The organism is Roseibium sp. QJM3NY_11, from assembly GCF_056173175.1.
Window position 1 is genome coordinate 409,132 of record NZ_CM149660.1, and the last position, 24,209, is coordinate 433,340.

A 24,209-nucleotide genomic window follows, 5' to 3' on the forward strand; every position below is an offset into this window, starting at 1 on the left:
GCTTAGAACAGGAAATAGCGCTGCGCCATGGGCAGGACCTCGGCCGGTTCGCAGGTCAGCAATTCGCCATTGGCGCGGACCTCGTAGGTCTCCGGATGGACCTCGATGTCCGGGGTGGCATCGTTGAGCACCATGGATTTCTTGGAGATGCCGCCACGGGTGTTCCTGACCGGCAGAACCAGGCTGTCGAGGCCGGCCTTGTCCTTGACCCCGTCGGTGTAGGCCGCCTGGGAGACGAAGGTCACGCGGCTCTGGGTCATGGCCTTGCCGAAGGCGCCGAACATCGGCCGGTAGTGGACCGGCTGAGGTGTCGGGATGGAGGCATTGGGATCGCCCATGGGCGCGGCGGCGATGGTGCCGAGCTTGATGACCATGTCCGGCTTGACGCCGAAGAATTTCGGGTCCCACAACACCAGGTCGGCGAGCTTGCCGACCTCGACCGAGCCGATGTGCTCGTCGAGACCGTGGGCGATCGCCGGATTGATGGTGATCTTGGACATGTAGCGCTTGACGCGGAAATTGTCGTTCTCGCCGGCCTCTTCCGAAAGGCGGCCGCGCTGGACCTTCATCTTGTGCGCCGTCTGCAGCGTGCGGATGATGACCTCGCCGACCCGGCCCATGGCCTGGCTGTCCGAGGCGATGATCGAGAAGGCTCCCATGTCGTGCAGGATGTCTTCCGCGGCGATGGTCTCCTTGCGGATGCGGCTTTCCGCGAAGGCAACGTCCTCGGGAATGGACTTGTCCAGGTGATGGCAGACCATGAGCATGTCGAGATGCTCTTCCAGCGTGTTGACGGTGTAGGGCCGTGTCGGATTGGTCGAGGACGGCAGCACGTTGAGCTCGCCGCAGACCTTGATGATGTCCGGCGCATGGCCGCCGCCGGCGCCTTCCGTATGGAAGGCGTGGATGGTGCGGTTCCTGAAGGCGGCCGTCGTGTTTTCCACAAAGCCGCTCTCGTTGAGCGTGTCCGAGTGGATCATCACCTGGACGTCGTATTCATCGGCAACGGAGAGGCAGGTGTCGATCGCGGCCGGCGTGGTGCCCCAGTCCTCGTGCAGCTTCAGGGCCGAGGCACCGGCCATGATCTGTTCCTCCAGGGCTGCCGGCAGGGAGGCGTTGCCCTTGCCGGCAAAGGCCAGGTTCATCGGGAAACTGTCGGCGGCCTGCAGCATCCGGGTGATGTGCCAGGGCCCGGGCGTGCAGGTGGTGGCGTTCGTGCCGGTGGCCGGGCCGGTGCCGCCGCCGAGCATGGTGGTGACGCCGGACATCAACGCTTCGTCGATCTGCTGCGGGCAGATGAAATGGATGTGCACATCCAGCGCGCCGGCGGTCAGGATGCGGCCCTCGCCGGCGATCACTTCGGTGCCGGGTCCGACAACGATTTCGACGCCGGGCTGGATATCCGGATTGCCGGCCTTGCCGATTCCGGTGATGCGGCCTTCCTTCAGGCCGACATCGGCCTTGACGATGCCCCAGTGGTCGACGATCAGCACGTTGGTGATCACGGTGTCGACTGCCCCGGCGGAGCGGGGGGCCTGCGACTGGCCCATGCCGTCGCGTATGACCTTGCCGCCGCCGAATTTCACCTCATCGCCATGGGTGGTGAAATCCTTCTCCACCTCGATCACGAGATCGGTGTCGGCGAGGCGCAGCCTGTCGCCGGTGGTTGGTCCGAACATGTCCGCATAGGCGGCGCGAGGCATCTTAAAGGACATTTTTAGTCTCCAATCGGCGATCAGAAATCCGGTCGATCAATTTGAATAGTCCTCAACCGTGGCGGTGAGGTCGTCGGTGCGTTTGACCGTCAGCACGATCAGGCAATTGCGGTAGGCGTCGCTGCCGCCGGGGCCGCCCATGAAGGGAAAGGCGTAGGCCTTGCAGTCCTTGCCGGCATAGGTCTCCCAGGCGGCCTGGGCTTCCTTCAGCGCAGCGGGCGCCCCCTTGAGGGCAGTGGGCAAGGCGGCATCCAGTTCGCTCACCCGTGCGGCCAGAAGCTCATAGGCTTCCCGCATTTTCGTGCCGGCGTCTTCCAGGGCTTTGTCGGCGCAATAGCTACGCTGGCTGTCATCGAGTGGATATCCGCAGTCGATGTTCTCCTGCGCCCGGGCGCCGGTGAAGGTGACCGCGGCCAGAACCAGACTTGCGGCCAGAACGGCCAGAACGGCCAGAAGGGGAAGTGCTCGGATCATCATCTTCTCCGGTGCGCTCAGAGCGCGCCCATGATCTTCTGATTGAACCCGTAGACCGTGCGGTCGCCCTGATAGGGGACAAGGGTTACCGAGCGGGTCTGACCGGGTTCGAACCGCACCGCGGTCCCGGCCGGGATGTCCAGACGCATGCCGCGTGTCTTCTCGCGGTCGAAGGACAGGCCCTCGTTGGTCTCGTAAAAATGATAGTGGCTGCCGACCTGGATGGGCCGGTCACCGGTGTTGGCCACATCGACAGTGACCGTCTCAAGACCGGCGTTCAGTTCGATGTCGCCTTCGGCCGGGAACAGTTCTCCGGGGATCATGGTCGTCTCCTTCGGGTAAATCAGCGGCGGGTGTCAGCGGATCGGTTCGTGCACGGTGACGAGCTTGGTGCCGTCCGGAAAGGTGGCCTCCACCTGGACGTCGTGGATCATCTCGGCAATGCCTTCCATGACCTGGTCGCGGGTGAGCACATTGGCGCCGGCGGCCATCAGGTCGGCGACACTGCGGCCGTCGCGCGCGCCCTCGACGACAAAATCCGTGATCAGGGCGATCGATTCGGGATGGTTCAGCTTCACGCCGCGCTCCAGGCGGCGGCGCGCAACCATCGCCGCCATGGAAATCAGCAGCTTGTCCTTCTCGCGGGGGGTCAGGTTCATGAAGTATGCTCCTTCAAATCAGCAATGCCAGACACGCGGCAGTTCCATGCCGCGGTATCCGGTCAGAAAGGTTGTCAGGGCGCTGCGCAGGCCGCGCCCATCTTCGGACACAAACCGTGCGATCAGCAACCCGCTCCATGCACTGGCCGCGGCCTGCACGCCTGCGCCGGTCCGATCGGCAAGCAGGTTCCTGGCCCGCTCAAGGCGGTCTTCGGCGTCCAGGGCGCAGTCGACCAGCGTGGCGACGGCGACACCGCCCTTTGCCGTCGCCCGGCCGCGCAGGCAGCGGGCGGGGTCGCCCTGAAGGCGAATGTCGTCGGCAAAGACAAGCCTGTCGTCGCGGCGAAGGCGCCAACTGTCGGTGAACAGCACCGATCCGACCCGTTCACCCATGGCGGCGCGGCCGACCACCACGGATTCCAGCATCAGCAGCCGGGCGTCGCCCGTCAGGTCCGCGTGCAACTGGCGCTTCAGACGGGAGGCGTCGAAGAGGATGGTTTCCTGGGGCAGCCACTCGACGTCCGCACCGGCTTCCAGGCAAAATCGGCCGGTCACCCGCGCCGAGCCGGCGTTGCTGCGATAGGCCCGTTCCGCTGTCTGGCTGGTCATGATTGCGCGTGTCCCGGCGGCTGCATTGACGGCGAAGGACACTCTGTCGCCGCCGGTCAGGCCGCCGGCCGTATTGATCAGGACGGCGGTCACCGGGGTGCCATAGACCTTTGGAAGCCTGATTTTGGCGGATCCGCTCTGATAGAGGTCGGCGAGCCGCGTCCGGCCTCCGGCGGCCTTGAAGCCGATGCGTGCCTCGGCCCTCACACGTTGCATCGCGTGCGGGCTCACCTCGAAGTCCGATGCCTTGGCAGCATCCAGCATGATCGATCCGCCTCCCGGGCCGTCGGCCTCGTGTTTTTATCAATGGGCGTTGCCGCCAGGTTCTCCCGGTGCCGTCCGGACTGCGGCCGGCAGAGCGCCGACGGCAATTCTAGCAAGACCCGGGCCAGAAACGGGGGCCGCAGCAGACCCTCCTTGTCCGGGAGCGAAACTCTCATTTTATCAACGGCCAAGGAACGTCGCGATTGCAGTTTGCATAAAATTTCAGCAACTGATGAAAAAAGCGGCTCTGGACAGAAGGCACGAAAGGGTTGCCATTGAGGCTCTCGCGGGGTCATCTGGAGGCAGCCAAGATGCCCGAACACCTTGATGGATCGATCAACTTTTCGGATTATCAATCGATTTCGATTGAAAACCCGTTGATCTGGGCCGCATGTTCCGGTTTTTTAGGGAACAGCAGCCGCTGTGCTGCGATTTCGGGTCCTGACGGGATGACAAGCGAGGAATTTCTGTGACTGGAAGCCAGATCGGCCGCCTGACCTCTGTCCTCGTGACGGTGCTCGCTCTCGTCCTGCTGCTGCCGGTGGCGCGGGCGCAGGCGGACATCGGCGCCTATGTGCTCGTCGACGCCAAGTCGGGCGCGGTGATCGAGGAAAACAACGCGACCCGCCAATGGTACCCCGCCTCGCTGACCAAGATGATGACCGCCTATGTCACCTTCAAGGCCATCCGCGCAGGCCGGATCTCGCTCAATTCCGCCGTGGTCCAGTCGAAGAATTCCCTGTCCGAGCCGCCCAGCAAGATGGGCTTCAAGGTCGGTACCCGCTTTACCGTCGACACGGCGCTGAAGATCATTCTGATCAAGTCCGCGAACGATGTTGCCGTTGCGCTGGGCGAAGCCGTCGCCGGGTCCGAAGCCGGGTTCATCGCCATGATGAACGCCGAAGCCGCCCGGCTGGGCATGAGCGGCAGCCGGTTCACCAATCCGCACGGTCTGCCGGACAACCGCCAGGTGACGACCGCCCGCGACATGGCCATCCTGGCCATGGCCTTGCGGCGCGATTTTCCCGAAGCCCGCGAATTCTACAAGCATCCCGGCATCCGTTTCGGCAAGAAGGCCCTGCGCTCGGCCAACCGCGAGTTCCTGCTGCGCGTGCCCGGCGCCAATGGCATGAAAACCGGCTACATCTGCAATTCCGGCTACAATGTCTCGGCCTCGGTGACCCGGGGCGGGCGCACGCTGATCGCGATCATTCTGGGGGCCGGGTCCGGCCTTGAACGCACGGCCTTCGCGCGGCAACTGTTCGATGAAGGCTTCCGGAAGCGGGGCGGCAGGAACATCAAGAGCCTGACCGGCGTTTCGGCCGGGCCGCCCGCCGACGGCTATTGCCGGCGCAACAGGAGCCCGGGCGCGAAGGGTTACATGGCCCGGTTCGACATGGAAAACGAAAAGCAGGGCGGGTTCCTGTTCTTCAAGGCCAACCGGGAAGACGTCAAGGTCGACGAAGCGGGCTTCACGCTTGCCAACGGCAAGCCGGACTGGGCGAAGATCCTCGACCGGACCCTGGGACCGCGCCGTCTCGCCTATCGTCCGCTGCAGGTCGGTCTGGGCAAGCCGGACGCCGCGCCGGCCGCAGGCGGCAGCGTTGCGGTCGCGGTGGAGGTTCCGGCCGAGGACATTCCCCTGCCGGCGGCCAATCCCGTCCGGCGCGCGCAAATCCAGATCCGCCAGAAGCTTCAGACAACAGCGGCGGCCAATGTCGCCGGGGCCGCCGTTGCCGGAGCCAATGTCGCAGGGGGCAGTGTCGCAGGGGGCATACCGCAGGCGGAGGTGGCCCGGCCGGGAGCGGCCACGGACACGGCGCAGGCCGTTGCGCCGGGCTCGATTTTCCGCAAGGGGCTGGATTTTACCGTGCCGGTTCCCGCCCCGAGCCCGCGCAGGCAGTGATCCCGATCCCGCGGGTTCCAGTCGAAGCTTATCGGTTATATTAACCATTTATTTACGCTGCTCCTTAACAGTGTCGTAAGCATTTCTCTGAAAAAGCCGTGGCCCGACCAGAAAATGCCATGACACCCGCAGGGTCATTTCGGGTACAGAACGTGCCGAAACACACAACGCGTGAGATCGCCCCATGATGGAACCGAGATCCACAGCCACTATCCGGGCCCTTGCCAGCCTGGCCGAGCTGTCCGCCAACCAGCTGGAGGACGGGGCGTCCGTCGAAGAGGTGATCGCAACCCTTCGCAAGGCCGCCGAGGCCGTCAAACTGGTGGTCGATGCGGATGAACAGGATCCGGACGAGGCCGACGCCGACGAAGAAGCGTTCGGCGACGAGGCCGAGGTGGTCCAGGACCTGACGCCGATGGACCTGAGCGGAAACGATGTCGACGGCAAGATCGTCGCGCTGGCCGGACCCGACGTGGCTGCCGAAAAAGACAGCGACAAGGACGACGAAGCGGTGCTGAACGCCGGATAGGCGGGGTCATCGCCTCGGACCGTTGACGACCACCGGGCCGTCATCCCGGGCAAGCGCAGCAAAGCTGCGCGCTGACCCGGGACCCAGCGGATCAGCGCGAGCGACGCGCGCACCTAACCCCTTCAAGTGATTGATTTCATAAATTTTTGACGCACCAGAGGCGCGGCATGTGCGCTGGATTTCGGGTCAGCATGCAGGTTCGCTGCACTTGCCCGGGATGACAGATCGAGAGGGTTTCACCAAACCGGGCGGTCTCCCCACCTGTCCCGCCCCGGTTCGGCAAGGTCCGGGCGGCCATGGCCTCTGCCTCGCTACGCCCGGGACGGCGCAGGGGATGCACGGACTGGTTCAGACCATCACGGCAGGCCTGGCCAGATTGCGCTGCCGGTGCTTTCTGCCTATGTCTTTGCAGGCAACCTGCGTGCCGCCGTCCGGGCGGGCGCGGACCACCTGGAGAACACCTCATGGCTTCGCCGTCGCCGTCTTCGCAGCAGCAGCAAAAGGGACCCAAGCCCCCGATCCCTCTGTCGGTCCTGACCGGCTTCCTGGGGGCGGGCAAGACCACCCTGCTCAACCGGATCCTGAAGGATCCCGCCATGGCGGACACGGCGGTGATCATCAACGAATTCGGCGAGATCGGTCTCGATCACCTGTTTGTCGATCAGGCCGGCGACGGCATCGTGGAACTGGCTTCGGGCTGTCTGTGCTGCACCATCCGGGGCGATCTGGTGACCACCCTGGAAAACCTGCTGCGCCGGCTCGACAACGGCCGCATGGACAAGCTCAACCGGGTGGTCATCGAAACCACGGGTCTGGCCGACCCCGCCCCCATCCTGCACACGGTCATGCTGCACCCCTATCTGGTGATGCGCTACCGGCTGGACAGCGTGATCACGCTGGTCGACGCGGTGAACGGCCTGTCGACGCTCGACAACCACGAGGAGGCCCGCAAGCAGGCGGCCGTGGCCGACCGGCTGGTGTTCACCAAGACGGACCTTTTGACCTCGGAAGACGCACAGGCCGGGTTCAAAGACCTCAAGAACCGGCTGCGGGAGCTCAATCCCGGTGCACGGCGGCTGGATGCGCAGTCCGGCGAGGCCACCGTGGCCCAGCTGTTCAATGCGGGTCTCTACGATCCCGCCAGCAAGATCCCGGACGTGGCCGCCTGGCTGAATGCCGAAGCCTATGAGGACCCGCACGGGCATCACCATGATCATGGCCACTCGGACGCCCATGGACACGGGCACGGGCATTCCCACAAGCACAGTCATGATCATAGCCATGAGCACGGGCATTCCCATGGCCACGATCATGCGCATGACGTGAACCGGCACAGCGATGCGATCCGGGCCTTCACCCTGTCGACGGACCGGCCGGTCCCGGCGTCCGCGCTGGAAATGTTCCTCGACCTGTTACGCTCGGCGCACGGTCCCAAGCTGCTTCGGGTCAAGGGCATCGTGCAGATCGCCGAAGACCCTGACCGCCCGGTGGTCATCCACGGTGTCCAGCACGTCTTCCATCCGCCCGCGACCCTGGAAGCCTGGCCGGACGACGATCATCGCACCCGCATGGTGTTCATCACCAAGGACCTGCCGGAAGGCTTCGTGCGCCGCATGTTTGAAGCCTTCTCCGGCGCCCTCCTGCCCGATACGCCGGACCACCAGGCGCTCACCGACAACCCGCTGGCGGTGTCTGGGTTTACGAGCCCGGTGTGAGCAGGGGATGTGAGAGTGGGGGGGGCGCAGGTGGGGAGGTGCGAACGATCAGCTTATCCAGCATTGATCCTAACTCGTTTGTACTCTATTTGTTCTAGCGCATCTAATACCTACCTATGCCATAGAGACAATATGAAAGATCGTATTAATTCTGAGCAACGCGCCTACGCCACTGAGGTTCAAATCCGGACCGCTTTAGTGAGCCGTTTAGTGCAGGTTGCAAGGTCGGAAAACTGTATCCTCGCAGCAGAGGCTGTTTATGGATTCGAAAATCGCAGAGCCGACTTGCTTGAACTGGACGAATACAGTCATGCTTTCGAAATAAAATCTGATTACGACAACACTTCGAGATTGCCAGGACAGCTAGCCGAGTACTCGAAAACCTTCGATTTTGTGACCGTAGTCACGACGCAAAGGCTGTTGCAAAGTGTGCGGGAGATAGCTCCCAAAAAGGTTGGATTGATGGTATTTGATGGACAAGCAATTGACCACGTAAGAAAGCCAACTATCAACAAACAGCTTTCAAAGTTTCATTTGGCGAGTGGAACGACAAAGGGACGGCTACTGAGTGCTTTGCCTCCGTCGTTGAGGCGGAACGGTGCGATAGAAGTGCGTGCGAAAGCTGTTAAGCTGTTGACCACTAAGGCCCTAAGAATTTTATTCCTCTCGGAATTGGCAGAAAGATTCTCTGAAAGTTCAGCCACTTTTTTTTCAGAGACCGACGCCCAAATTTCTGCCGAAGACCTACTTCTTCTTCGACGCAGTTCCCGTCTATTTGCTTAGATCGGGTCACACGCAAAATATTTGAGCACCTGAGAGATATGAATTTCCATCCGAACTGAAATCCAATGGGAAGGCGAATTGCTTCCCACCTTGCCTGCTGCCGCTGCAACGATCTCATCGTTGCCCCAGCTTCCGTTCACTGTCTGATAGTTCGGCGCAAATCCCATCACTTTTTGGGCGACTGATTGATAGTGCACTGAGTAGGGAGCCAAGACGTTCTTCGTCTTAATTTGCCCCTGCATCACAACTTCTTTTGTACCGACAACTTTTCGTTTTTCACGAAAGTAAAATGTATGCATCCCATTGTTTCGGGTAACAAAATCGATCCTTGGACGCCAGCCTTGCGTGATAATAATTTCGTCGTTTCGGATAGGATTGATAGAACCATAGTCCCCATACTTAACGTCAGAGTGAGCTTTCTTAACTTCCTCATAAAGGTAAATTTCTTCGACGCGAAAAATGTCGTGTTCCTCATCTCCGACATCCGTCACCGATTTTGGGAATGATGTTGCTAACACAACGACCTCAACATCTCCCAGCTCTGCATAGATCGAGCTAACGACTTGCGTAGTGCGCTTCGCATGAACCAAACCGTTGCCAGGGCGAACGTACTCATGGTCCAGAAGAATGAAAAAGCGCCCACCATTATTTCGATAGGCGTCAATCTCCGGCTTGAGCGATACCAGATCGAACAGAAACTCATCATCCTCTGTAATTGCGACGCGATACGCAATCTCTTTGAAGCCTTTGGTGAACTCCGTAAATTAAGTCTTGAGATCAGACACAAATTTTGCCTCGTCGTCATCTTCGGCGGGGTTCACGAGGAGCGTTGGCCTTAACTGTAACCCGTCATTCTGACGATCAAAGACGAAAGTTGTCCATTTTTCGTATCCGTTGGCCGAGTTCCCCAACGCCTCTATCTCTGCACAACTCAGGCTAGGTTCACGGGTGAGATCAAGGAAGAACCATTCGCATTCTGTCATCAGCTCAAGAGATGTCTGCCAATTGCGTTCGAAACCGTACACGCCAAACGTCGACAATAGCTGCTCAGCTGTGAGCAGTTTTCCGTCTTTATCTTTTCCGGCGTTTCTCTTCTTCTTTCCTCGGGAAAGTTCCACAATCGGAATAACAGCTGATCGGCGTTGGCTAGCCAGTTTCCGCCACGCTCTTTTTTCTGCATCGGCAGTTTTGAAAAGGAGAAAATAGTTCTCGTCCAAATTAGACACCGTGCCCTTTCAGCCCAAGGTTCTTTGCTCGATACCGTAGCGCCAAAGGAGATACTCCGAAACGCTTGGCAAGCTCCGACACATCGCCTTGGGATCTGCGAACCTCCTCCCGGAAATGGTCCTCTGGCATAAGCAAGGCGGCCGCGAATGAGTTTGCTTGATACTCCAAGTGATTTCGTTCGTCCGATCTGTGAAGAATACGCTCGCCCTGTTCCAGCCCTTCCAAATTTTCCCGATGCAATTGATAGTGTGCGAATTCATGCGCCATCGAAAAACGCTGACGAGTGCGGCTATGCTTTGAGTTTACACCAATCTCAAAGTGGTCTTGGGTCGTTTCCTTGATGTAAGCATCAATACCATCCGGTAGTGGCATTTTTTTGAGAGATAAATAGGGATTTTTCTCGATGAGCCTCTCAATATCAAGCTCCACCCCTTCAATCAGGTTGTGGCGAATGCAATACTGTATAACACGCTCAGTTGTGTCGAGAGCACCAACTTCAAGATCAGGCAGAGCAGGAACTGACCTATTGATCGGCCTTTTCGGAGCTTTTCTCATTCAGAAATCTTTCCCTCCTGCCCTTCGACGTACTCTTCGTCGGTGTTAGTGTATTCGTCCAGCCGGACACGTAGTTCTTCTATTTCTCCGCGAACGCCTTCCAAAGCTGGTTGGAGTTCATCGTAAACGGTTTGCTGAAGCTCTTCAGTTGACTTATCGTCTTCTTTGCGAAGTTCACTTAGCGCGTCTTTCGCCGCCTGAAGTGAAATTTGCTTCAGCGTGTCCTGCAATAGTCGATCAGCGTCTTTGGTCTTGAAAAAATATGGAACCTCTTTTTCCACTTCTTCACCAATGGTCTGCTTATTAGAGCTTCGAATAACGGTAAATGCGAGCCATGAAACCAGTGCTTGAACGGCAACCAGTACAGCGATCAAGGTGGAATAGAATCCACTTACGGCGGCCAAATATGTCTCTTCATCCCATTCACTACCGTAAAAGCAATACGTAAACCGATCATAGAAACGGGTTTCGGAAACTTTTCGGCATGTTGCGTCAGATACGAACGAGAAATCTACTATGTGGGTCACAAATACAAACAGAATTGCAATAACCGCAACAGCCGTTGTGACAGCCACCAGTAGGTACCCCCAAAAAATGCCAACTGGCTTCTGAGTTCTGTTGGCACCATTTGAAAGTTGTGTCATGCAATGTGACTTTCGGTAGTTACCCATTCATGCGACCCTAGGATAGTCTGCAAGGCGGCCTTCGCTGGCTTGTCAATTTGCACCAACTATAGGCTGCGAGCCAAACGCGTTCAATTGCAGTAAATTGGGCCAGCAGCTCTAAGGTGTGTTTTTCAATGTATGCGCTTAACAAGCGGATTTCATGGCCCGTCACGCGAAAAATCTGCCATTTTAGGATCTGTTACTCGTCCAGACCGTCAACGGTTCGGGGATTCATGGGTATTTTTGTTACGCGCTTGGTTGGAGACATGCGTCGAACGACCGTGAACAATATAAAGCCCGAATCGTGCGCCTAGCAATCGTCGGCGCATTTTGCATTCAGCTATGTGCGATTCATGTGAGTACCATCCTGACAAATCCAACCAGATGCCTCTTACTCCCCACCTCACTCTCCCTTCCGCAACCTAATCAGCCCCTCCTGGGCGGTCGACGCAATCAACACCCCGTCGCGGGTAAACAACGATCCCCGGTTCATGCCGCGGGAGCCGGAGCTCGAGGTGCTGTCGGTGGCGTAGAGCAGCCAGTCGTCGGCGCGGAACGGGCGGTGGAACCACATGGCGTGGTCGAGGCTGGCGGCCTGGATCTTCGGGTTGAACACCGAGGTGCCGTGCGGGAACAGGGACGTGTCCAGCAAGGTCATGTCGGAGGCATAGGCGAGCACGCAGTGGTGGATGCGCTCGTCGTCGGGCAATGGACCGGTGGCGCGGACCCAGACATATTGCTGCGGTGGCAGCGGCTTGTTCGAGAAATAATGGGTCATGTCGACCGGACGCATCTCGATCGGCCGCTCCCGTTCCCAGTAGCGGCGGATGTTTTCCGGTGCCATCGACAGGAACCGGTCCTTCAGCTCCTGTTCGCTGGGCAGGTCGTCCGGCGACGGCACGTCCGGCATGGCGCTCTGGTGCCCGACACGCCGGACCACCAGGCCTTGAGCGACAACCCGCTGGCGGTGTCGGGGGTCACCAGTCCGGTGCGGTAGGGGGGTGGGGACGGGCGTGCGTGGGTCGGGGCGGACTGGCAATTTACGTCAAGCTGAGTACCTAAGCGGACATTCGCTGGAAAGTGGACTGCCGCCGGAAAGTGGACTGCTGCAGGTTTCGACCCCATTCCGACGACCTTTGGTAAGCGTGCGAACGACTTCATTTTCTCGCAGTGACCATGCCAATCAAGGTCGGATGGCGCTGATCCGGTCAACGCGCTATCCTGACTGCTGGGCAACGTTTGGGAGGACGCGATGCTTGATCTCGAACATGTCGACGAAATCGACCGTGTGCTGCGCGGGGTGGAAACCGGGCGCGACAGTCTTGTCGCGGAGAGCTGGAGGCGTTGTGTTCAGAGCTATGGCATGGATCCCTCGCGGCCGGACCCCGCCCATGTCGTTACCGAGTCCGAGCTGCGCGCACACCGCGAGCAGTCGGAAAGACTCATAGCCACGGCCCGCTCGGGCCTCCAAACGCTTTTTCAACAGGTCGCGGGACAGAACTATGTGTTGCTCCTCGCCGATGCAAAGGGTGTTTGCGTCGATTTCTTCGGCGATCCGCGTTTCGAGGACCACTTGCGTCAGGCCGGACTTTATCTCGGTTCGAACTGGACCGAGGACTTGGCCGGCACTTGCGGTGTCGGGTCCTGCATTGTCACCGGGAAAGCCGTCACCATCCACCAGGGTGATCACTTCGGGCTCGCGCATATACCGCTGTCCTGCACAGCGGCGCCGATCTTCGACACCAAGGGTGAGTTGTCTGCGGTGCTCGATATTTCGCTCTTGCGCTCGCCTTCGCCGAAACCCTCGCAGTATCTTGCCATGGGGTTGGTGACCGCCTCGGCACGGCGGGTCGAGATGGCCAACTTGATGGCGACGACCCGGCGAGAATGGGTACTTCGTTTCTCGACCAACCCCGAGTTTCTGGAGGTTGATCCCGAAGCCGCTGTGGCGCTCGACGGCTCGGGCCGAATCGTCGGCATGACATCGGGGGCGCGAACGGCGCTGGATCCCGAAGTGGGCGGCGGCCTGATCGGCTCGCGGATCGACGATTGGCTGGAATTGTCGATGGACAACCTGCCGGACCTCATGCGTGGACGGCCGACCGAAGAGCGGGTGTTGCGGCTGAAGGACGGGCGCTGCCTGTTCGGCCATGCCATAGCGCCTCAGACCCCGCTGACGATCTCCGCGCTCAGGCAGCGTGAACCGGCCCTGCCTGGAGCACTTGGCAGCTTTGCCGGGGGGGATCCGGCGCTGAGGGGTCTTCTGGAACAGGCCGCGCGTCTGGCGCCAACGCAGGTGCCGCTGCTGATCACCGGCGAGACCGGCACCGGAAAGGAGAGACTGGCCCGTGCCATCCATGTGACCGGTCCCAAGGACCGCAGCTTTCACGCCATTCGCTGCACCGGACCAGGCGCAGTCGAGTTGCTTGCCGATGCGACGCCCGGAACATTGTTTCTGCGTGGAATCGAAGACATGCCGCCGGACGGGCAATCCGCCCTGCTGACGATGCTCGACGGGCGGACCGATCTTCGCATCGTGGCGTCCTGCCGCTGTACGGCCTTTGAACTGTCGCGCATTCTCCGTGACGACCTGTTCTATCGCGTCGCGGGCAACACCCTGGCATTGCCGCCGCTGCGCCTCCGTGCCGACCTGGACTGGCTCATCGACCGTCTGCTTCGCTGGCGCTGCACTGCAAATATACGCTTGTCCTCCGCAGCCAGGGCCGATCTGAAATCGCGCGTTTGGCCCGGGAATATTCGGGAACTGGAGCAGGTTCTGGACGTCGCCGTTGCGATGTCCGAAGGATTGGTCATTGACCTGCCGGACCTGCCCGTTGCGCCGAAGCGGGCCGAGCCAGAACCGGACGGTATCGACGAACTGGAAGCGTTGCTGGCGGCCTGCGGCTGGAATATGGCGCAGGCGGCGCGGCGGTTGGGCGTAAACCGTTCGACCATGCTTCGGCGCATCCGGAAGGCAGGCCTTACGCCACCGGCTTGACGCAACACGGCCGTTGCGCGCCGTTGCAGGCGCAACGGCCGCGCGATGTGTATCCACAATTGCCCTGCGTCAGGACCAGTTGCCGTTGCTTGCCAGCGCGTCCACTTGATAGTCGTGGTGCCGGAGGACCAACACCAAAAACGAAAAGGGAGGAGCACATGCTCGATATGACTGTTGCCGGCCGGACTCAGGCTTTTTTGGACGGTTTCGGCGCCGCGCTGACTCAAAATGACATTGCCAAAGCGCGGGATATGTTTCTGGACGATTGTTATTGGCGCGACCTTGTGACGTTCACATGGAACTTCAAGACGATTGAGGGCAAGGACCAGGTCGAGGACATGCTGAAGCACCAACTGGCCACGACCAGGCCCAGCAACTGGCAACTGGCCGAGGGCGAGATTCCCACCGAAGATGATGGCGTCACTACCGCAAGGATCCAGTTCGAGACTGAAATGGCGCAGGGCTATGGTCTTGTGCGACTGAAGCACGGCAAGATCTGGACCCTGCTGACCACGATGGTCGAGTTAAAGGGGCATGAGGAGCCGGCAGGCTTCATGCGCCCGCTCGGCGCCAGGCACGGAGCCGGGAAGAACCGCGAAACCTGGAAGGAAGAACGTGAACGCGAGGCTGCGGAGCTTGGCTACAAAACCCAGCCTTACTGTCTGATCATTGGCGGCGGTCAGGGCGGCATCGCGCTCGGCGCCCGCTTGCGCCAACTCGGCGTGCCGACAATCATCGTCGAGCGCAACGACCGGCCCGGTGACAGTTGGCGCAAGCGATACAAGTCACTCTGCCTGCACGACCCGGTCTGGTACGACCATTTGCCTTACATCAAGTTCCCCGAGAACTGGCCGGTATTTGCCCCAAAGGACAAGATTGGTGACTGGTTGGAAATGTACACCAAGGTAATGGAGCTGAACTACTGGAGCCGCACAACTGCCAAGTCCGCCAGCTTCGACGAGAAGACGGGGGAATGGACTGTCGTGGTGGATCGCGACGGCGAAGAGGTGGTGCTGCGTCCCAAGCAACTTGTCATGGCGACCGGCATGTCCGGCAAGAAGCGGATGCCCGACTTCCCCGGCATGGACAGGTTCAAGGGCGTGCAACAGCATTCGTCGGAACACGACGGGCCGGACAAATGGGCCGGCAAAAAGGTGGTCGTCATCGGCTCCAACAATTCGGCCCATGACATCTGCGCCGCGCTTTGGGAACACGACGCGGACGTGACCATGGTGCAGCGGTCTTCTACACACATCGTGCGATCGGACACGCTGATGGAGATCGGACTGGGTGCGCTCTACTCCGAGGAAGCGGTCCGCAACGGTGTGACGACAGAAAAGGCCGATCTGATCTTCGCCTCACTGCCTTATCGGATTCTGCACGAGTTCCAGATCCCGGCCTATGCGCAGATGAAAGAACGCGATGCTGCATTCTACGATGGGTTGGAAAAGGCTGGTTTCTGGCTCGACTGGGGGGATGACGAGTCCGGCCTGTTCATGAAATACCTGCGCCGCGGTTCGGGCTATTACATTGACGTGGGCGCGAGCCAGCTCATCATCGACGGCGAGATCAAGCTCAAGCGTGGCCAGGTCGTCTCGCTCGACGAGACCGGGGTCAGTCTTGACGACGGCAGTCATCTCGACGCCGATCTCATTGTCTACGCCACCGGCTATAATTCGATGAACGGCTGGGTGGCGGACCTGATGGGTCAGGAGACGGCGGATACCCTTGGCAAATGCTGGGGCCTCGGTTCAGATACCACCAAGGATCCAGGGCCCTGGGAAGGCGAACAGCGCAACATGTGGAAGCCGACGCAGGTGCCGAACCTCTGGATGCATGGTGGCAACCTGCACCAGTCGCGCCATTACTCGCAGTTCCTGTCGCTGCAGATCAAGGCGCGGATGGAGGGTATCCCGACACCCGTGTACAGGCTGCAGGAGGTCCACCACCTGAGCTGACCAATCGGATCGAGTCCAGGTTTTTGAGGCCGGGCACGCTCCTTCACTGCCTTCGGTGAACCAGCGTGCCCGATCATTCGATACCGCAATGTCGTCTTGCGGAATGAAGCCGACATTTGTTGCCAAGCGACCGATCTCCCAACCGGTGCGCCGAGTCGCGTCGGATCTCCCGTGCGTCCTAACCCTCACCCGTCCTTCCGCAACCTAATCAACCCCTCCTGCGCCGTGGAGGCAATCAACACGCCCTCGCGGGTAAACAGCGATCCCCGGTTCATGCCGCGGGAGCCGGAGCTGGAGGTGCTGTCGGTGGCGTAGAGGAGCCAGTCGTCGGCGCGGAAGGGGCGGTGGAACCACATGGCGTGGTCGAGGCTGGCGGCCTGGATCTTCGGGTTGAACACCGACGTGCCGTGGGGAAACAGGGACGTGTCCAGCAAGGTCATGTCGGAGGCATAGGCGAGCACGCAGTGGTGGATGCGTTCGTCGTCGGGCAACGGGCCGGTGGCGCGGACCCAGACATATTGCTGCGGCGGCAGCGGCTTGTTCGAGAAATAGTGGGTCATGTCGACCGGGCGCATTTCGATCGGCCGTTCCCGCTCCCAGTACTTGCGGATGTTCTCCGGTGCCATGGACAGGAACCGGTCCTTCAGCTCCTGTTCGCTGGGCAGGTCGTCCGGCGACGGCACGTCCGGCATGGCGCTCTGGTGCTCAAGGCCATCCTCGCGCAGCTGGAACGACGCGGACATGGAAAAGATCGCCTCGCCGTGCTGGATCGCGACCACCCGGCGCGTGGTGAAGCTGCCGCCGTCGCGGATGCGGTCGACCTCGTAGATGATCGGCACTTCCGGATCGCCGGGACGGAGGAAATAGCCGTGCAGCGAGTGCACATGCCGGTCCTCGACAACGGTGCGGGAGGCGGCCACCAGGGCCTGGCCGATCACCTGGCCGCCGAACACGCGCTGCCAGCCGACCTGGGGGCTGCGACCACGGAACAGGTTGCGTTCCAGCGGTTCCAGGTCAAGAATCCCGAGAAGGTTGTCAATGGCCGTGTTCATCGGCGTGATCCCTGTTAAAGCGTTATACGGTCAAATGGTTCAATTCGAGCGCGAAGCGCTCTAGATAAGGTCCGGAAGATGCCGGAGCAGTGGCCGGGGGCGGCGGCCTGCCGAGACCACTCTTGGACGGCAGGTGACGTTAAAGTCAAGATGTCTTTGGGGAAGCCGAAGACGAGGAGCGGAAGACGATGGCCAGGAAAAAGAACGCCGTGGACATGTTCGATGTGGTGATCGCCGGAGGCGGCTATGTCGGCCTCTCGCTGGCGGTGGCGCTGAAACAGGGCGATCCGGGCCTGGCCTGCGCCGTGGTCGATCCCAAGCCGATGGCGGATCTGCACAAGGATCCGCGCGCCTCGGCCATCGCGGCGGCGGCCTCGCGCATGCTGGGCCAGCTCGGCATCTGGGACAAGATCGCGTCCAAGGCTCAGCCGATCAACGACATGATCGTCACCGACAGCAAGCTGCGGGACGCGGTCCGGCCGGTCTTTCTGACCTTCGGCGGCGAGACCGCGGACGGCGAACCCTTCGCGCACATGATGCCGAACGGCGTGATGATGCCCGCGCTCTACAAGGAGGCCAAGGCGCTGGGCGTGTCGTTTTTTGCGCCGGGCATGGCGGAGACATTCCGCACCCACGCTGATCATGTCGACCTGGCGCTTGAGGACGGCACGCTGCTGAAGAGCCGGCTGCTGGTGGCGGCCGACGGCGTGCGCTCCAGGCTTCGGGATCTCGCCGGCATCCGAACGGTCGACTGGGACTACGGCCAGTCCGGCATCGTGACGACGGTGAAGCACGAACGGCCGCATGAGGGCCGGGCAGAGGAACATTTCCTGCCGGCGGGCCCGTTCGCAATCCTGCCCCTGCCGGGCAACAGGTCGTCGCTGGTGTGGACGGAAAAGACCGCGGATGCGGACCGGCTGGTGAAGTCCGACGACTTTACCTTCGAGCTGGAGCTGGAACGCCGCTTCGGCCATCACCTGGGCACCCTGGAGCTGGACGGACCGCGCCGGGCCTATCCGCTCGGGCTGAAGCTGGCGCGGGACTTCGTCAAGCCGCGCTTCGCGCTGATCGGCGATGCCGCCCACGGCATTCACCCGATCGCGGGCCAGGGGCTCAATCTGGGCTTCAAGGATGTCGCCGCGCTTGCCGAAGTCGTGATCGACGCGCGCCGGCTCGGACAGGATCCGGGCGGCTTCGATGTGCTGGAGCGCTACCAGCGCTGGCGCCGGTTCGACACCTTCCAGATGGGGGTCGTGACCGATGTGCTCAACAGGCTGTTTTCCAACGACAGCGACGTTCTGCGCGCGGTGCGGGATTTCGGTCTGGGCGTGGTCGACCGCATGCCCGGCCTGAAATCCCGCTTCATCAAGGAAGCGGCGGGCTTTGCCGGACCTGTTCCGAAATTGCTTTCCGGTGAGCCAATCTGATAGGACTTCGGACCGACAATCCTTTTCGCCGGGTGCCATTTGCCGGAAATCCCCTGAATGAATGATTATCCCGAGAGTTTTCCCAGGCCGCGCTCGATCCTGATCACAGGCAGTTCCTCCGGCATCGGCGCCTCGGCGGCTCACATCCTGCGCGGCCGGGACTGGCGGGTTTTCCCGGCGGCGCGGCGGCAGGAGGATGTCGACCGGCTGACCGACATGGGCTTTGAGGCGGTCCGCCTCGACTATGAGGACGCGGCCAGCATCCAGGCGGCCGCCGAAGCCGTGCTGGAGCGGACCGACGGTCGGCTCGACGCGGTTTTCAACAATGGGGCCTATGCCATTCCGGGCGCTCTGGAAGACATGCCCACAGAGGCGCTGCGTGCGCTGTTCGAGGCCAATTTCATCGGCTGGCACGACCTCACCCGGCAATTGATCCCCGCGATGCGCGCCAACAAGTCGGGCCGGATCGTGCAATGCTCATCGGTGCTCGGGTTTGTCGCGCTGAAATACCGGGGCGCCTATACGGCATCGAAATTCGCTCTTGAGGGCTATTCGGACACGCTGCGCCAGGAACTCAGAGGGTCCGGCATTCATGTCAGCCTGATCGAGCCCGGTCCGATCGAGACCCGATTCACCGAAAACGCGCTTGCCAATTTCGACCGCTGGATCGGCGCGGACGGCATGAAAGCCTCCCGATTTCACAAGACCTATGAGAGGCGCCGGCAGCGCATGGAAGCGGGTGAACAGGGCCCGTTCAAGCTGCCGCCGGAAGCGGTGGTCAAGAAGCTGGTGCATGCGCTTGAGGCGAAGCGGCCGAAGGCGCGTTATCATGTCACGGTTCCGACGACGATCATGGCCGTGGCAAAAAGGGTGCTGCCGACCGGACTTCTCGACCGTTTCTGCATCCGGGCGGCCGACGGCGAGAAATAGACTTCCGGTCGTGCCGTGCCAGATAACAGGCTTCCACCGGCCATATGAGGTAACACCATGGCAGAGCTTTTCAACATCCTTGTCCCCATCGGAATGGCGGCGGTTGCCATCGTGCTTCTGCTGGGGATCTGGAACATGTTCCGCAACGGGCCGGCCAACCGGTCGCAGATGCTGATGCGCTGGCGGGTCGGGCTGCAGTTCCTGGTCCTTGTGCTGGTGATGGGCGGGCTCTACTTTTTCGGCGCAGGGCGCTGACGAAAAACAGGCACGCTCTGGTGCAGACCTGCCAAAACAGGTTCTAATTCTGCCGGATGGCACAACGGGGGGGACGGGATCGATGGTTGTCCTGAACAAGATCTACACAAAAACCGGCGACGACGGCACCACAGCGCTCGGCTCCGGGGAGCGCCGGCCGAAAAACGATCTCAGGATCGAGGCCTATGGCACCGTCGACGAGACCAACGCGGTGGTCGGGCTGACCCGGCTGCATACCGGCGCAGCCGCCCCGGAAGTGGATGCTGTGCTCAACCGGATCCAGAACGACCTGTTCGATCTGGGGGCGGATCTGGCAACGCCGGAGACCGATGAGGACCTGGGCTACGAGCCGCTGCGCATCACGGACGCCCAGGTGGAGGCGATCGAGGCGGCCATCGACATGCTGAATGCCGATATCAGTCCCCTGAGATCGTTCGTTCTGCCGGGCGGCAGCGCAGCATCGGCCCATCTGCACCTGGCCCGGACCGTGTCCCGCCGCGCGGAGCGTCTGATGGTCGACCTGGCCGCGCGCGAGCGGATCAATCCCGCCGCCGTACGCTACATGAACCGGCTGTCCGATTATTTCTTCGTCGCTTCGCGCCACATGAACGGCAAGGGCGAGGAAGACGTTCTCTGGGTTCCCGGCAAGAATCGCTAGGCGCCCGGTGTTCCTTCCCCTCCACGATCAAAACGGGCTGGCGCATGTCCGGCGCCCCTACGTGAACCTGACGATCATCGCGCTCAATATCCTCATCTTCCTGGTGTTCCAGGGTGCGGGAGACGATCAGGCCATCGGCGCGTCGTCCTACTCCTTCGGCCTGATCCCGGTCGTGTTCTTCGAAATGCGCGAACTGGCGGAAGCGCTGCGCATGCAGCCGGACTGGATGTCGCTGGTGACCTATTCCTTCCTGCATGGCAGCTTCATGCATCTTCTGGGAAACATGCTGTTCCTGTGGGTGTTCGGCGACAATGTCGAGGATGCCATGGGCCATGTGCGCTACCTGGTGTTCTATCTGGCCTGTGCCGCCGCGGCCGGCCTTGCCTATGCGATGATGGACACGCGGTCCGAAGTCCCCTTGATCGGAGCCTCCGGCGCGGTCTCGGGGGTGGTGGCAGCCTATCTGATGCTTCATCCGAGAGTGAAGGTCTGGGTGCTGTTCCTGGGCCGCATTCCACTGCGGCTGACCGCATTCTGGCTGCTGGGTACCTGGGTTCTCTACCAGATCTTCAATGCGGTCACGGCCGCCGACAGCAACGTTGCCTGGATCGCCCATGTCGGCGGTCTGGCTGCAGGCGCCGTGCTGGTGCTGGTCCTCCGGCGCCGGGGCGTGCCGCTGTTCGACAGAAACCTCACCTGAACGTTCCGGGGACGGCGGCGGGACAATCCGGCGCAGGCCTGTCGTGTTTTCAGGCCCGGTTTTCCCGCAAATGCTGCATTGCCGAACTGTCGCCGTTGCGACGCGTGTTTTTCCAGGCCCGGCAAATTGCCGCCTTAGACCTTTTACCGCGATTGACAGCCGCCGTGCGGGTCAGTACCGTCCCCCGCCATGCGCCACGATTGGCTCTTTTCCGCCATTTGTAACCTTACGTCATTCTGGTGGACGGGCCTGAGTAAGCGGTGCGGTGAAAGCCGGCCCAGCAAGAGGTTGAGACCAAATGAAGATCCTCGTACCCGTGAAGCGGGTCATCGACTACAACGTTAAAGTCCGTGTCAAATCCGACGGTTCCGGCGTCGATCTTGCCAACGTCAAGATGTCGATGAACCCGTTTGACGAAATTTCCGTCGAAGAGGCCCTGCGGCTAAAGGAAGCCGGCAAGGCAACGGAAGTCGTTGTCGTCTCCGTCGGTCCGCAACAGGCGACCGAAACGCTCCGCACCGGCCTGGCCATGGGCGCCGACCGCGGCATTCTGGTCAAGACGGACGAAACCACCGAGCCGCTGGCCGTTGCCAAGATCCTGAAAGCCATCGTCGAGGCCGAGGAGCCGGGTCTGGTGATCCTCGGAAAACAGGCGATCGACGACGACTGCAACCAGACCGGCCAGATGCTGGCCGCGCTGCTCGGCTGGAGCCAGGGCACATTCGCCTCCAAGGTGGATCTCGGCGACGGCACCGTCAACGTCACGCGTGAAGTCGACGGCGGCCTGCAGACCGTCAAGCTGAAGCTGCCGGCGATCGTGACCACCGACCTGCGCCTCAACGAGCCGCGCTATGCGTCGCTGCCGAACATCATGAAGGCCAAGAAAAAGCCGATCGACGAGAAGACACCGGCCGATTTCGGCGTTGATGCCGCTCCGCGTCTGACCGTCGTGTCGACCGCGGAACCGGCAACCCGTCAGGCCGGTGTCAAGGTCGGCTCCATCAGCGAGCTGGTCGACAAACTCAAGAACGAAGCCGGTGTCCTTTAAGGCCCGTCGCAGGAGGAAAACACGATGACGACACTTCTTGTGGCTGAACATGCCGGTGGTTCGCTGAACGATGCCACGGCCAAGGCCCTCACCGCTGCTGTCGCCCTGGGCGGCGACGTGCACATTCTGGTTTCCGGCAAGGGCGTCCAGGGCGTTGCCGAGGAAGCCGCGAAGCTGACCGGCGCCGCCAAGGTCCTGGTTGCCGAAAGCGATGCGCTGGAACATCAGCTTGCCGAACCGACCGCCGACCTGATCGTGGGCCTGGCCGGCGATTACGACGCCATCCTGGCCCCGGCGACCGCCAACGGCAAGAACACGCTGCCGCGTGTCGCCGCCCTGCTCGACGTGATGCAGATTTCCGACATCACGGCCGTTATCGACGCGGATACCTTCGAACGCCCGATCTATGCGGGCAATGCGATCCAGACCGTCAAGTCGGGCGATCCGAAGAAGGTCATCACGGTGCGCACCTCGACTTTCGCCGTGGCGGAAGACGGCGGTTCGGCCGCGATCGAGACCGTTGCGGGCACAGACGGCGCGGGTCTGTCCGAATTCGTCGGCGAGGAACTCTCCAAGTCCGACCGTCCGGAACTGACCTCCGCCAAGATCATCATTTCCGGCGGCCGCGCGCTCGGCTCGGAAGAGAAGTTCCAGGAAGTCATCATGCCGGTGGCCGATGCACTCGGCGCTGCCGTTGGCGCCTCGCGGGCCGCGGTGGATGCCGGTTACGCGCCGAACGACTGGCAGGTCGGCCAGACCGGCAAGGTCGTTGCCCCGGATCTCTACATTGCCTGCGGCATCTCCGGCGCGATCCAGCATCTGGCGGGCATGAAGGATTCCAAGGTGATCGTGGCGATCAACAAGGACGAGGAAGCGCCGATCTTCCAGGTCGCGGACTACGGCCTGGTCGCGGATCTGTTCGACGTGCTGCCGGAACTGAAGGCCGCCGTCGAGTAGAACCTGCGACAAAATGATCACGGACCCCGGGGTGAATGACAGTTTTCGCTTCGGGGTTCTTGCTGTTCGGCGCAAGACTTGCCAAAAATAGCCGCAACCCGACCAGACGGGATGTTTCTCTAGCAATCTGCGTTCCAATGAGCGCGGGTCGCTCCAATGGGGTAGAATCGATCAACTTTGGGATGTCCCCCGGTTCGGGCAGGATATCCGTTGATCCAGCGATCGGATTTTCAGGATGGCAGTCGAAATCAAGAAAGTCGGCGTGATCGGCGCCGGTCAGATGGGCAGCGGTATCGCGCATGTGTGTGCACTCGCGGGCTTCGACGTGGGCCTGAGCGACATTTCCACGGAGCGGATCGAATCCGGCCTTGCCTCGATCAACGGCAACATGGCCCGTCAGGTCCAGAAATCCCTGATTACCGAAGAAGAGCGCGCCGCCGCCCGTGACCGGATCACGCCGGCCGGGGATCTCGACCTTCTGCGTGACGCAGATCTGGTGATTGAATCGGCCGTCGAAAACGAGCAGGTCAAGCGCAAGATCTTTGCCCAGGTGTGTCCGATCCTGAAGCCGGAAGCCATCCTGGCAACAAACACGTCCTCCATTTCCATCACGCGTCTGGCGGCGACGACGGACCGTCCGGAGCGTTTCATCGGCATTCACTTCATGAATCCGGTGCCGCTGATGGAGCTGATCGAGCTGGTGCGCGGCATTGCCACGGAAGACGAGACCTTCGAGGCGTCCAAGGCCTTCTGCGTCAGGCTGGGCAAGCAGGTCGCGGTGGCCGAGGATTTCCCGGCCTTCATGGTCAACCGGATCCTGCTGCCGATGATCAACGAGGCGATCTACGTGCTTTACGAAGGTGTCGGGTCCGTGGAATCGATCGACAAGGCCATGCGGCTCGGCGCGAACCACCCGATGGGCCCGCTGCAGCTGGCCGATTTCATCGGCCTGGACACCTGCCTGTCGATCATGCAGGTGCTCTATGAAGGCCTGGCGGATACAAAATACCGTCCGTGTCCGCTGCTGGTGAAATATGTCGAGGCCGGCTGGCTCGGCCGCAAGACCCAGCGCGGCTTCTACGATTACCGCGGCGAGGAACCGGTTCCGACCCGCTAAGATCCGAA

24 protein-coding genes and 1 pseudogene are annotated in these 24,209 nt (G+C 61.2%); 14 read left to right on the top strand and 11 right to left on the bottom strand.

Going from position 1 to position 24,209, the window contains the following annotated elements; genetic code table 11:
- Positions 1 to 2: 2 nt before the first annotated feature.
- The 5 genes from ureC to AC0VX3_RS01865 are packed head-to-tail and all read right to left on the bottom strand — an operon-like array spanning position 3 to position 3,721.
- Positions 3 to 1,715 carry an urease subunit alpha gene (ureC, locus tag AC0VX3_RS01845; protein ID WP_475523293.1) on the bottom strand — a complete coding sequence of 571 codons (1,713 nt, stop codon included), beginning with the start codon at positions 1,713 to 1,715 and terminating at the stop codon, positions 3 to 5.
- A gap of 36 nt (positions 1,716 to 1,751) precedes the next feature.
- Positions 1,752 to 2,189 (bottom strand): lysozyme inhibitor LprI family protein, encoded by a 438-nt coding sequence (locus AC0VX3_RS01850; RefSeq protein WP_475523294.1) that lies wholly within the window; start codon positions 2,187 to 2,189, stop codon positions 1,752 to 1,754.
- Between the two features lie 17 nt (positions 2,190 to 2,206).
- Positions 2,207 to 2,512: an urease subunit beta gene (locus AC0VX3_RS01855; protein WP_342893390.1), complete on the bottom strand. Its 306-nt coding sequence runs from the start codon at positions 2,510 to 2,512 to the stop codon at positions 2,207 to 2,209.
- 33 nt (positions 2,513 to 2,545) lie between these two features.
- On the bottom strand, positions 2,546 to 2,848 hold the full coding sequence (locus AC0VX3_RS01860) for an urease subunit gamma (protein ID WP_475523295.1): 303 nt from the start codon (positions 2,846 to 2,848) through the stop codon (positions 2,546 to 2,548).
- Between the two features lie 18 nt (positions 2,849 to 2,866).
- Positions 2,867 to 3,721 (bottom strand): urease accessory protein UreD, encoded by an 855-nt coding sequence (locus AC0VX3_RS01865; RefSeq protein ID WP_475523296.1) that lies wholly within the window; start codon positions 3,719 to 3,721, stop codon positions 2,867 to 2,869.
- 469 nt (positions 3,722 to 4,190) lie between these two features.
- Here AC0VX3_RS01865 and AC0VX3_RS01870 point away from each other — a divergent pair, with 469 nt between their 5' ends.
- The 4 genes from AC0VX3_RS01870 (at position 4,191) to AC0VX3_RS01885 (ending at position 8,654) form a co-directional block, all read left to right on the top strand.
- Positions 4,191 to 5,627, top strand: a complete 1,437-nt coding sequence (locus AC0VX3_RS01870) for a D-alanyl-D-alanine carboxypeptidase family protein (RefSeq protein WP_475523297.1) — start codon at positions 4,191 to 4,193, stop codon at positions 5,625 to 5,627.
- A gap of 184 nt (positions 5,628 to 5,811) precedes the next feature.
- A complete protein-coding gene (locus tag AC0VX3_RS01875) occupies positions 5,812 to 6,156 on the top strand; it encodes a hypothetical protein (protein ID WP_342893393.1) in 345 nt (114 codons plus the stop codon).
- A gap of 464 nt (positions 6,157 to 6,620) precedes the next feature.
- Entirely contained in the window at positions 6,621 to 7,871 is a 1,251-nt protein-coding gene (locus tag AC0VX3_RS01880) for a CobW family GTP-binding protein (protein ID WP_475523298.1), read from the top strand.
- A 132-nt stretch (positions 7,872 to 8,003) separates the two neighbouring features.
- Entirely contained in the window at positions 8,004 to 8,654 is a 651-nt protein-coding gene (locus AC0VX3_RS01885) for a sce7726 family protein (protein WP_475523299.1), read from the top strand.
- On the opposite strand, the gene AC0VX3_RS01890 is transcribed toward AC0VX3_RS01885, so the two are convergent.
- The 5 genes and pseudogenes from AC0VX3_RS01890 to AC0VX3_RS01910 form a co-directional block, all read right to left on the bottom strand.
- Complete coding sequence (locus AC0VX3_RS01890) at positions 8,651 to 9,244, bottom strand: beta family protein (RefSeq protein WP_475523300.1); 594 nt, start codon at positions 9,242 to 9,244, stop codon at positions 8,651 to 8,653. The genes AC0VX3_RS01885 and AC0VX3_RS01890 overlap by 4 nt on opposite strands.
- Before the next feature lie 174 nt (positions 9,245 to 9,418).
- On the bottom strand, positions 9,419 to 9,871 hold the full coding sequence (locus tag AC0VX3_RS01895) for a hypothetical protein (protein ID WP_475523301.1): 453 nt from the start codon (positions 9,869 to 9,871) through the stop codon (positions 9,419 to 9,421).
- A 1-nt stretch (position 9,872) separates the two neighbouring features.
- Positions 9,873 to 10,436 (bottom strand): ImmA/IrrE family metallo-endopeptidase, encoded by a 564-nt coding sequence (locus tag AC0VX3_RS01900; RefSeq protein WP_475523302.1) that lies wholly within the window; start codon positions 10,434 to 10,436, stop codon positions 9,873 to 9,875.
- Positions 10,433 to 11,080: a hypothetical protein gene (locus tag AC0VX3_RS01905; RefSeq protein ID WP_475523303.1), complete on the bottom strand. Its 648-nt coding sequence runs from the start codon at positions 11,078 to 11,080 to the stop codon at positions 10,433 to 10,435. Before AC0VX3_RS01905 ends, AC0VX3_RS01900 begins: the two co-directional genes overlap by 4 nt.
- A gap of 424 nt (positions 11,081 to 11,504) precedes the next feature.
- A pseudogene (locus tag AC0VX3_RS01910) lies at positions 11,505 to 12,023 on the bottom strand (acyl-CoA thioesterase); the annotation flags it as partial.
- Positions 12,024 to 12,353: 330 nt separating this feature from the next.
- Between AC0VX3_RS01910 and AC0VX3_RS01915 the strand changes: the two are divergent.
- Complete coding sequence (locus AC0VX3_RS01915) at positions 12,354 to 14,099, top strand: sigma-54-dependent Fis family transcriptional regulator (protein WP_342893396.1); 1,746 nt, start codon at positions 12,354 to 12,356, stop codon at positions 14,097 to 14,099.
- Positions 14,100 to 14,257: 158 nt separating this feature from the next.
- On the top strand, positions 14,258 to 16,057 hold the full coding sequence (locus tag AC0VX3_RS01920; protein WP_475523304.1) for an NAD(P)-binding domain-containing protein: 1,800 nt from the start codon (positions 14,258 to 14,260) through the stop codon (positions 16,055 to 16,057).
- A 185-nt stretch (positions 16,058 to 16,242) separates the two neighbouring features.
- Here AC0VX3_RS01920 and tesB read toward each other — a convergent pair whose 3' ends face one another.
- Positions 16,243 to 17,109 carry an acyl-CoA thioesterase II gene (gene tesB / locus AC0VX3_RS01925; protein WP_475523305.1) on the bottom strand — a complete coding sequence of 289 codons (867 nt, stop codon included), beginning with the start codon at positions 17,107 to 17,109 and terminating at the stop codon, positions 16,243 to 16,245.
- A gap of 188 nt (positions 17,110 to 17,297) precedes the next feature.
- Here tesB and AC0VX3_RS01930 point away from each other — a divergent pair, with 188 nt between their 5' ends.
- The 8 genes from AC0VX3_RS01930 (at position 17,298) to AC0VX3_RS01965 (ending at position 24,201) form a co-directional block, all read left to right on the top strand.
- Positions 17,298 to 18,536 (top strand): ubiquinone biosynthesis hydroxylase, encoded by a 1,239-nt coding sequence (locus tag AC0VX3_RS01930; protein ID WP_475523306.1) that lies wholly within the window; start codon positions 17,298 to 17,300, stop codon positions 18,534 to 18,536.
- A 57-nt stretch (positions 18,537 to 18,593) separates the two neighbouring features.
- The gene (locus AC0VX3_RS01935; protein ID WP_475523307.1) at positions 18,594 to 19,466 is read left to right on the top strand and encodes an SDR family oxidoreductase; all 873 of its coding nucleotides are present in this window, start codon (positions 18,594 to 18,596) and stop codon (positions 19,464 to 19,466) included.
- 57 nt (positions 19,467 to 19,523) lie between these two features.
- Positions 19,524 to 19,721 carry a twin transmembrane helix small protein gene (locus AC0VX3_RS01940; RefSeq protein ID WP_342893401.1) on the top strand — a complete coding sequence of 66 codons (198 nt, stop codon included), beginning with the start codon at positions 19,524 to 19,526 and terminating at the stop codon, positions 19,719 to 19,721.
- A gap of 82 nt (positions 19,722 to 19,803) precedes the next feature.
- The gene (locus AC0VX3_RS01945) at positions 19,804 to 20,379 is read left to right on the top strand and encodes a cob(I)yrinic acid a,c-diamide adenosyltransferase (RefSeq protein WP_475523308.1); all 576 of its coding nucleotides are present in this window, start codon (positions 19,804 to 19,806) and stop codon (positions 20,377 to 20,379) included.
- Positions 20,380 to 20,386: 7 nt separating this feature from the next.
- Positions 20,387 to 21,079: a rhomboid family intramembrane serine protease gene (locus AC0VX3_RS01950; protein ID WP_475523309.1), complete on the top strand. Its 693-nt coding sequence runs from the start codon at positions 20,387 to 20,389 to the stop codon at positions 21,077 to 21,079.
- 298 nt (positions 21,080 to 21,377) lie between these two features.
- The gene (locus tag AC0VX3_RS01955) at positions 21,378 to 22,127 is read left to right on the top strand and encodes an electron transfer flavoprotein subunit beta/FixA family protein (protein WP_475523310.1); all 750 of its coding nucleotides are present in this window, start codon (positions 21,378 to 21,380) and stop codon (positions 22,125 to 22,127) included.
- Positions 22,128 to 22,151: 24 nt separating this feature from the next.
- Positions 22,152 to 23,084 (top strand): electron transfer flavoprotein subunit alpha/FixB family protein, encoded by a 933-nt coding sequence (locus AC0VX3_RS01960; RefSeq protein WP_475523311.1) that lies wholly within the window; start codon positions 22,152 to 22,154, stop codon positions 23,082 to 23,084.
- A 235-nt stretch (positions 23,085 to 23,319) separates the two neighbouring features.
- Positions 23,320 to 24,201: a 3-hydroxybutyryl-CoA dehydrogenase gene (locus AC0VX3_RS01965; protein WP_342893406.1), complete on the top strand. Its 882-nt coding sequence runs from the start codon at positions 23,320 to 23,322 to the stop codon at positions 24,199 to 24,201.
- Positions 24,202 to 24,209: the final 8 nt, after the last annotated feature.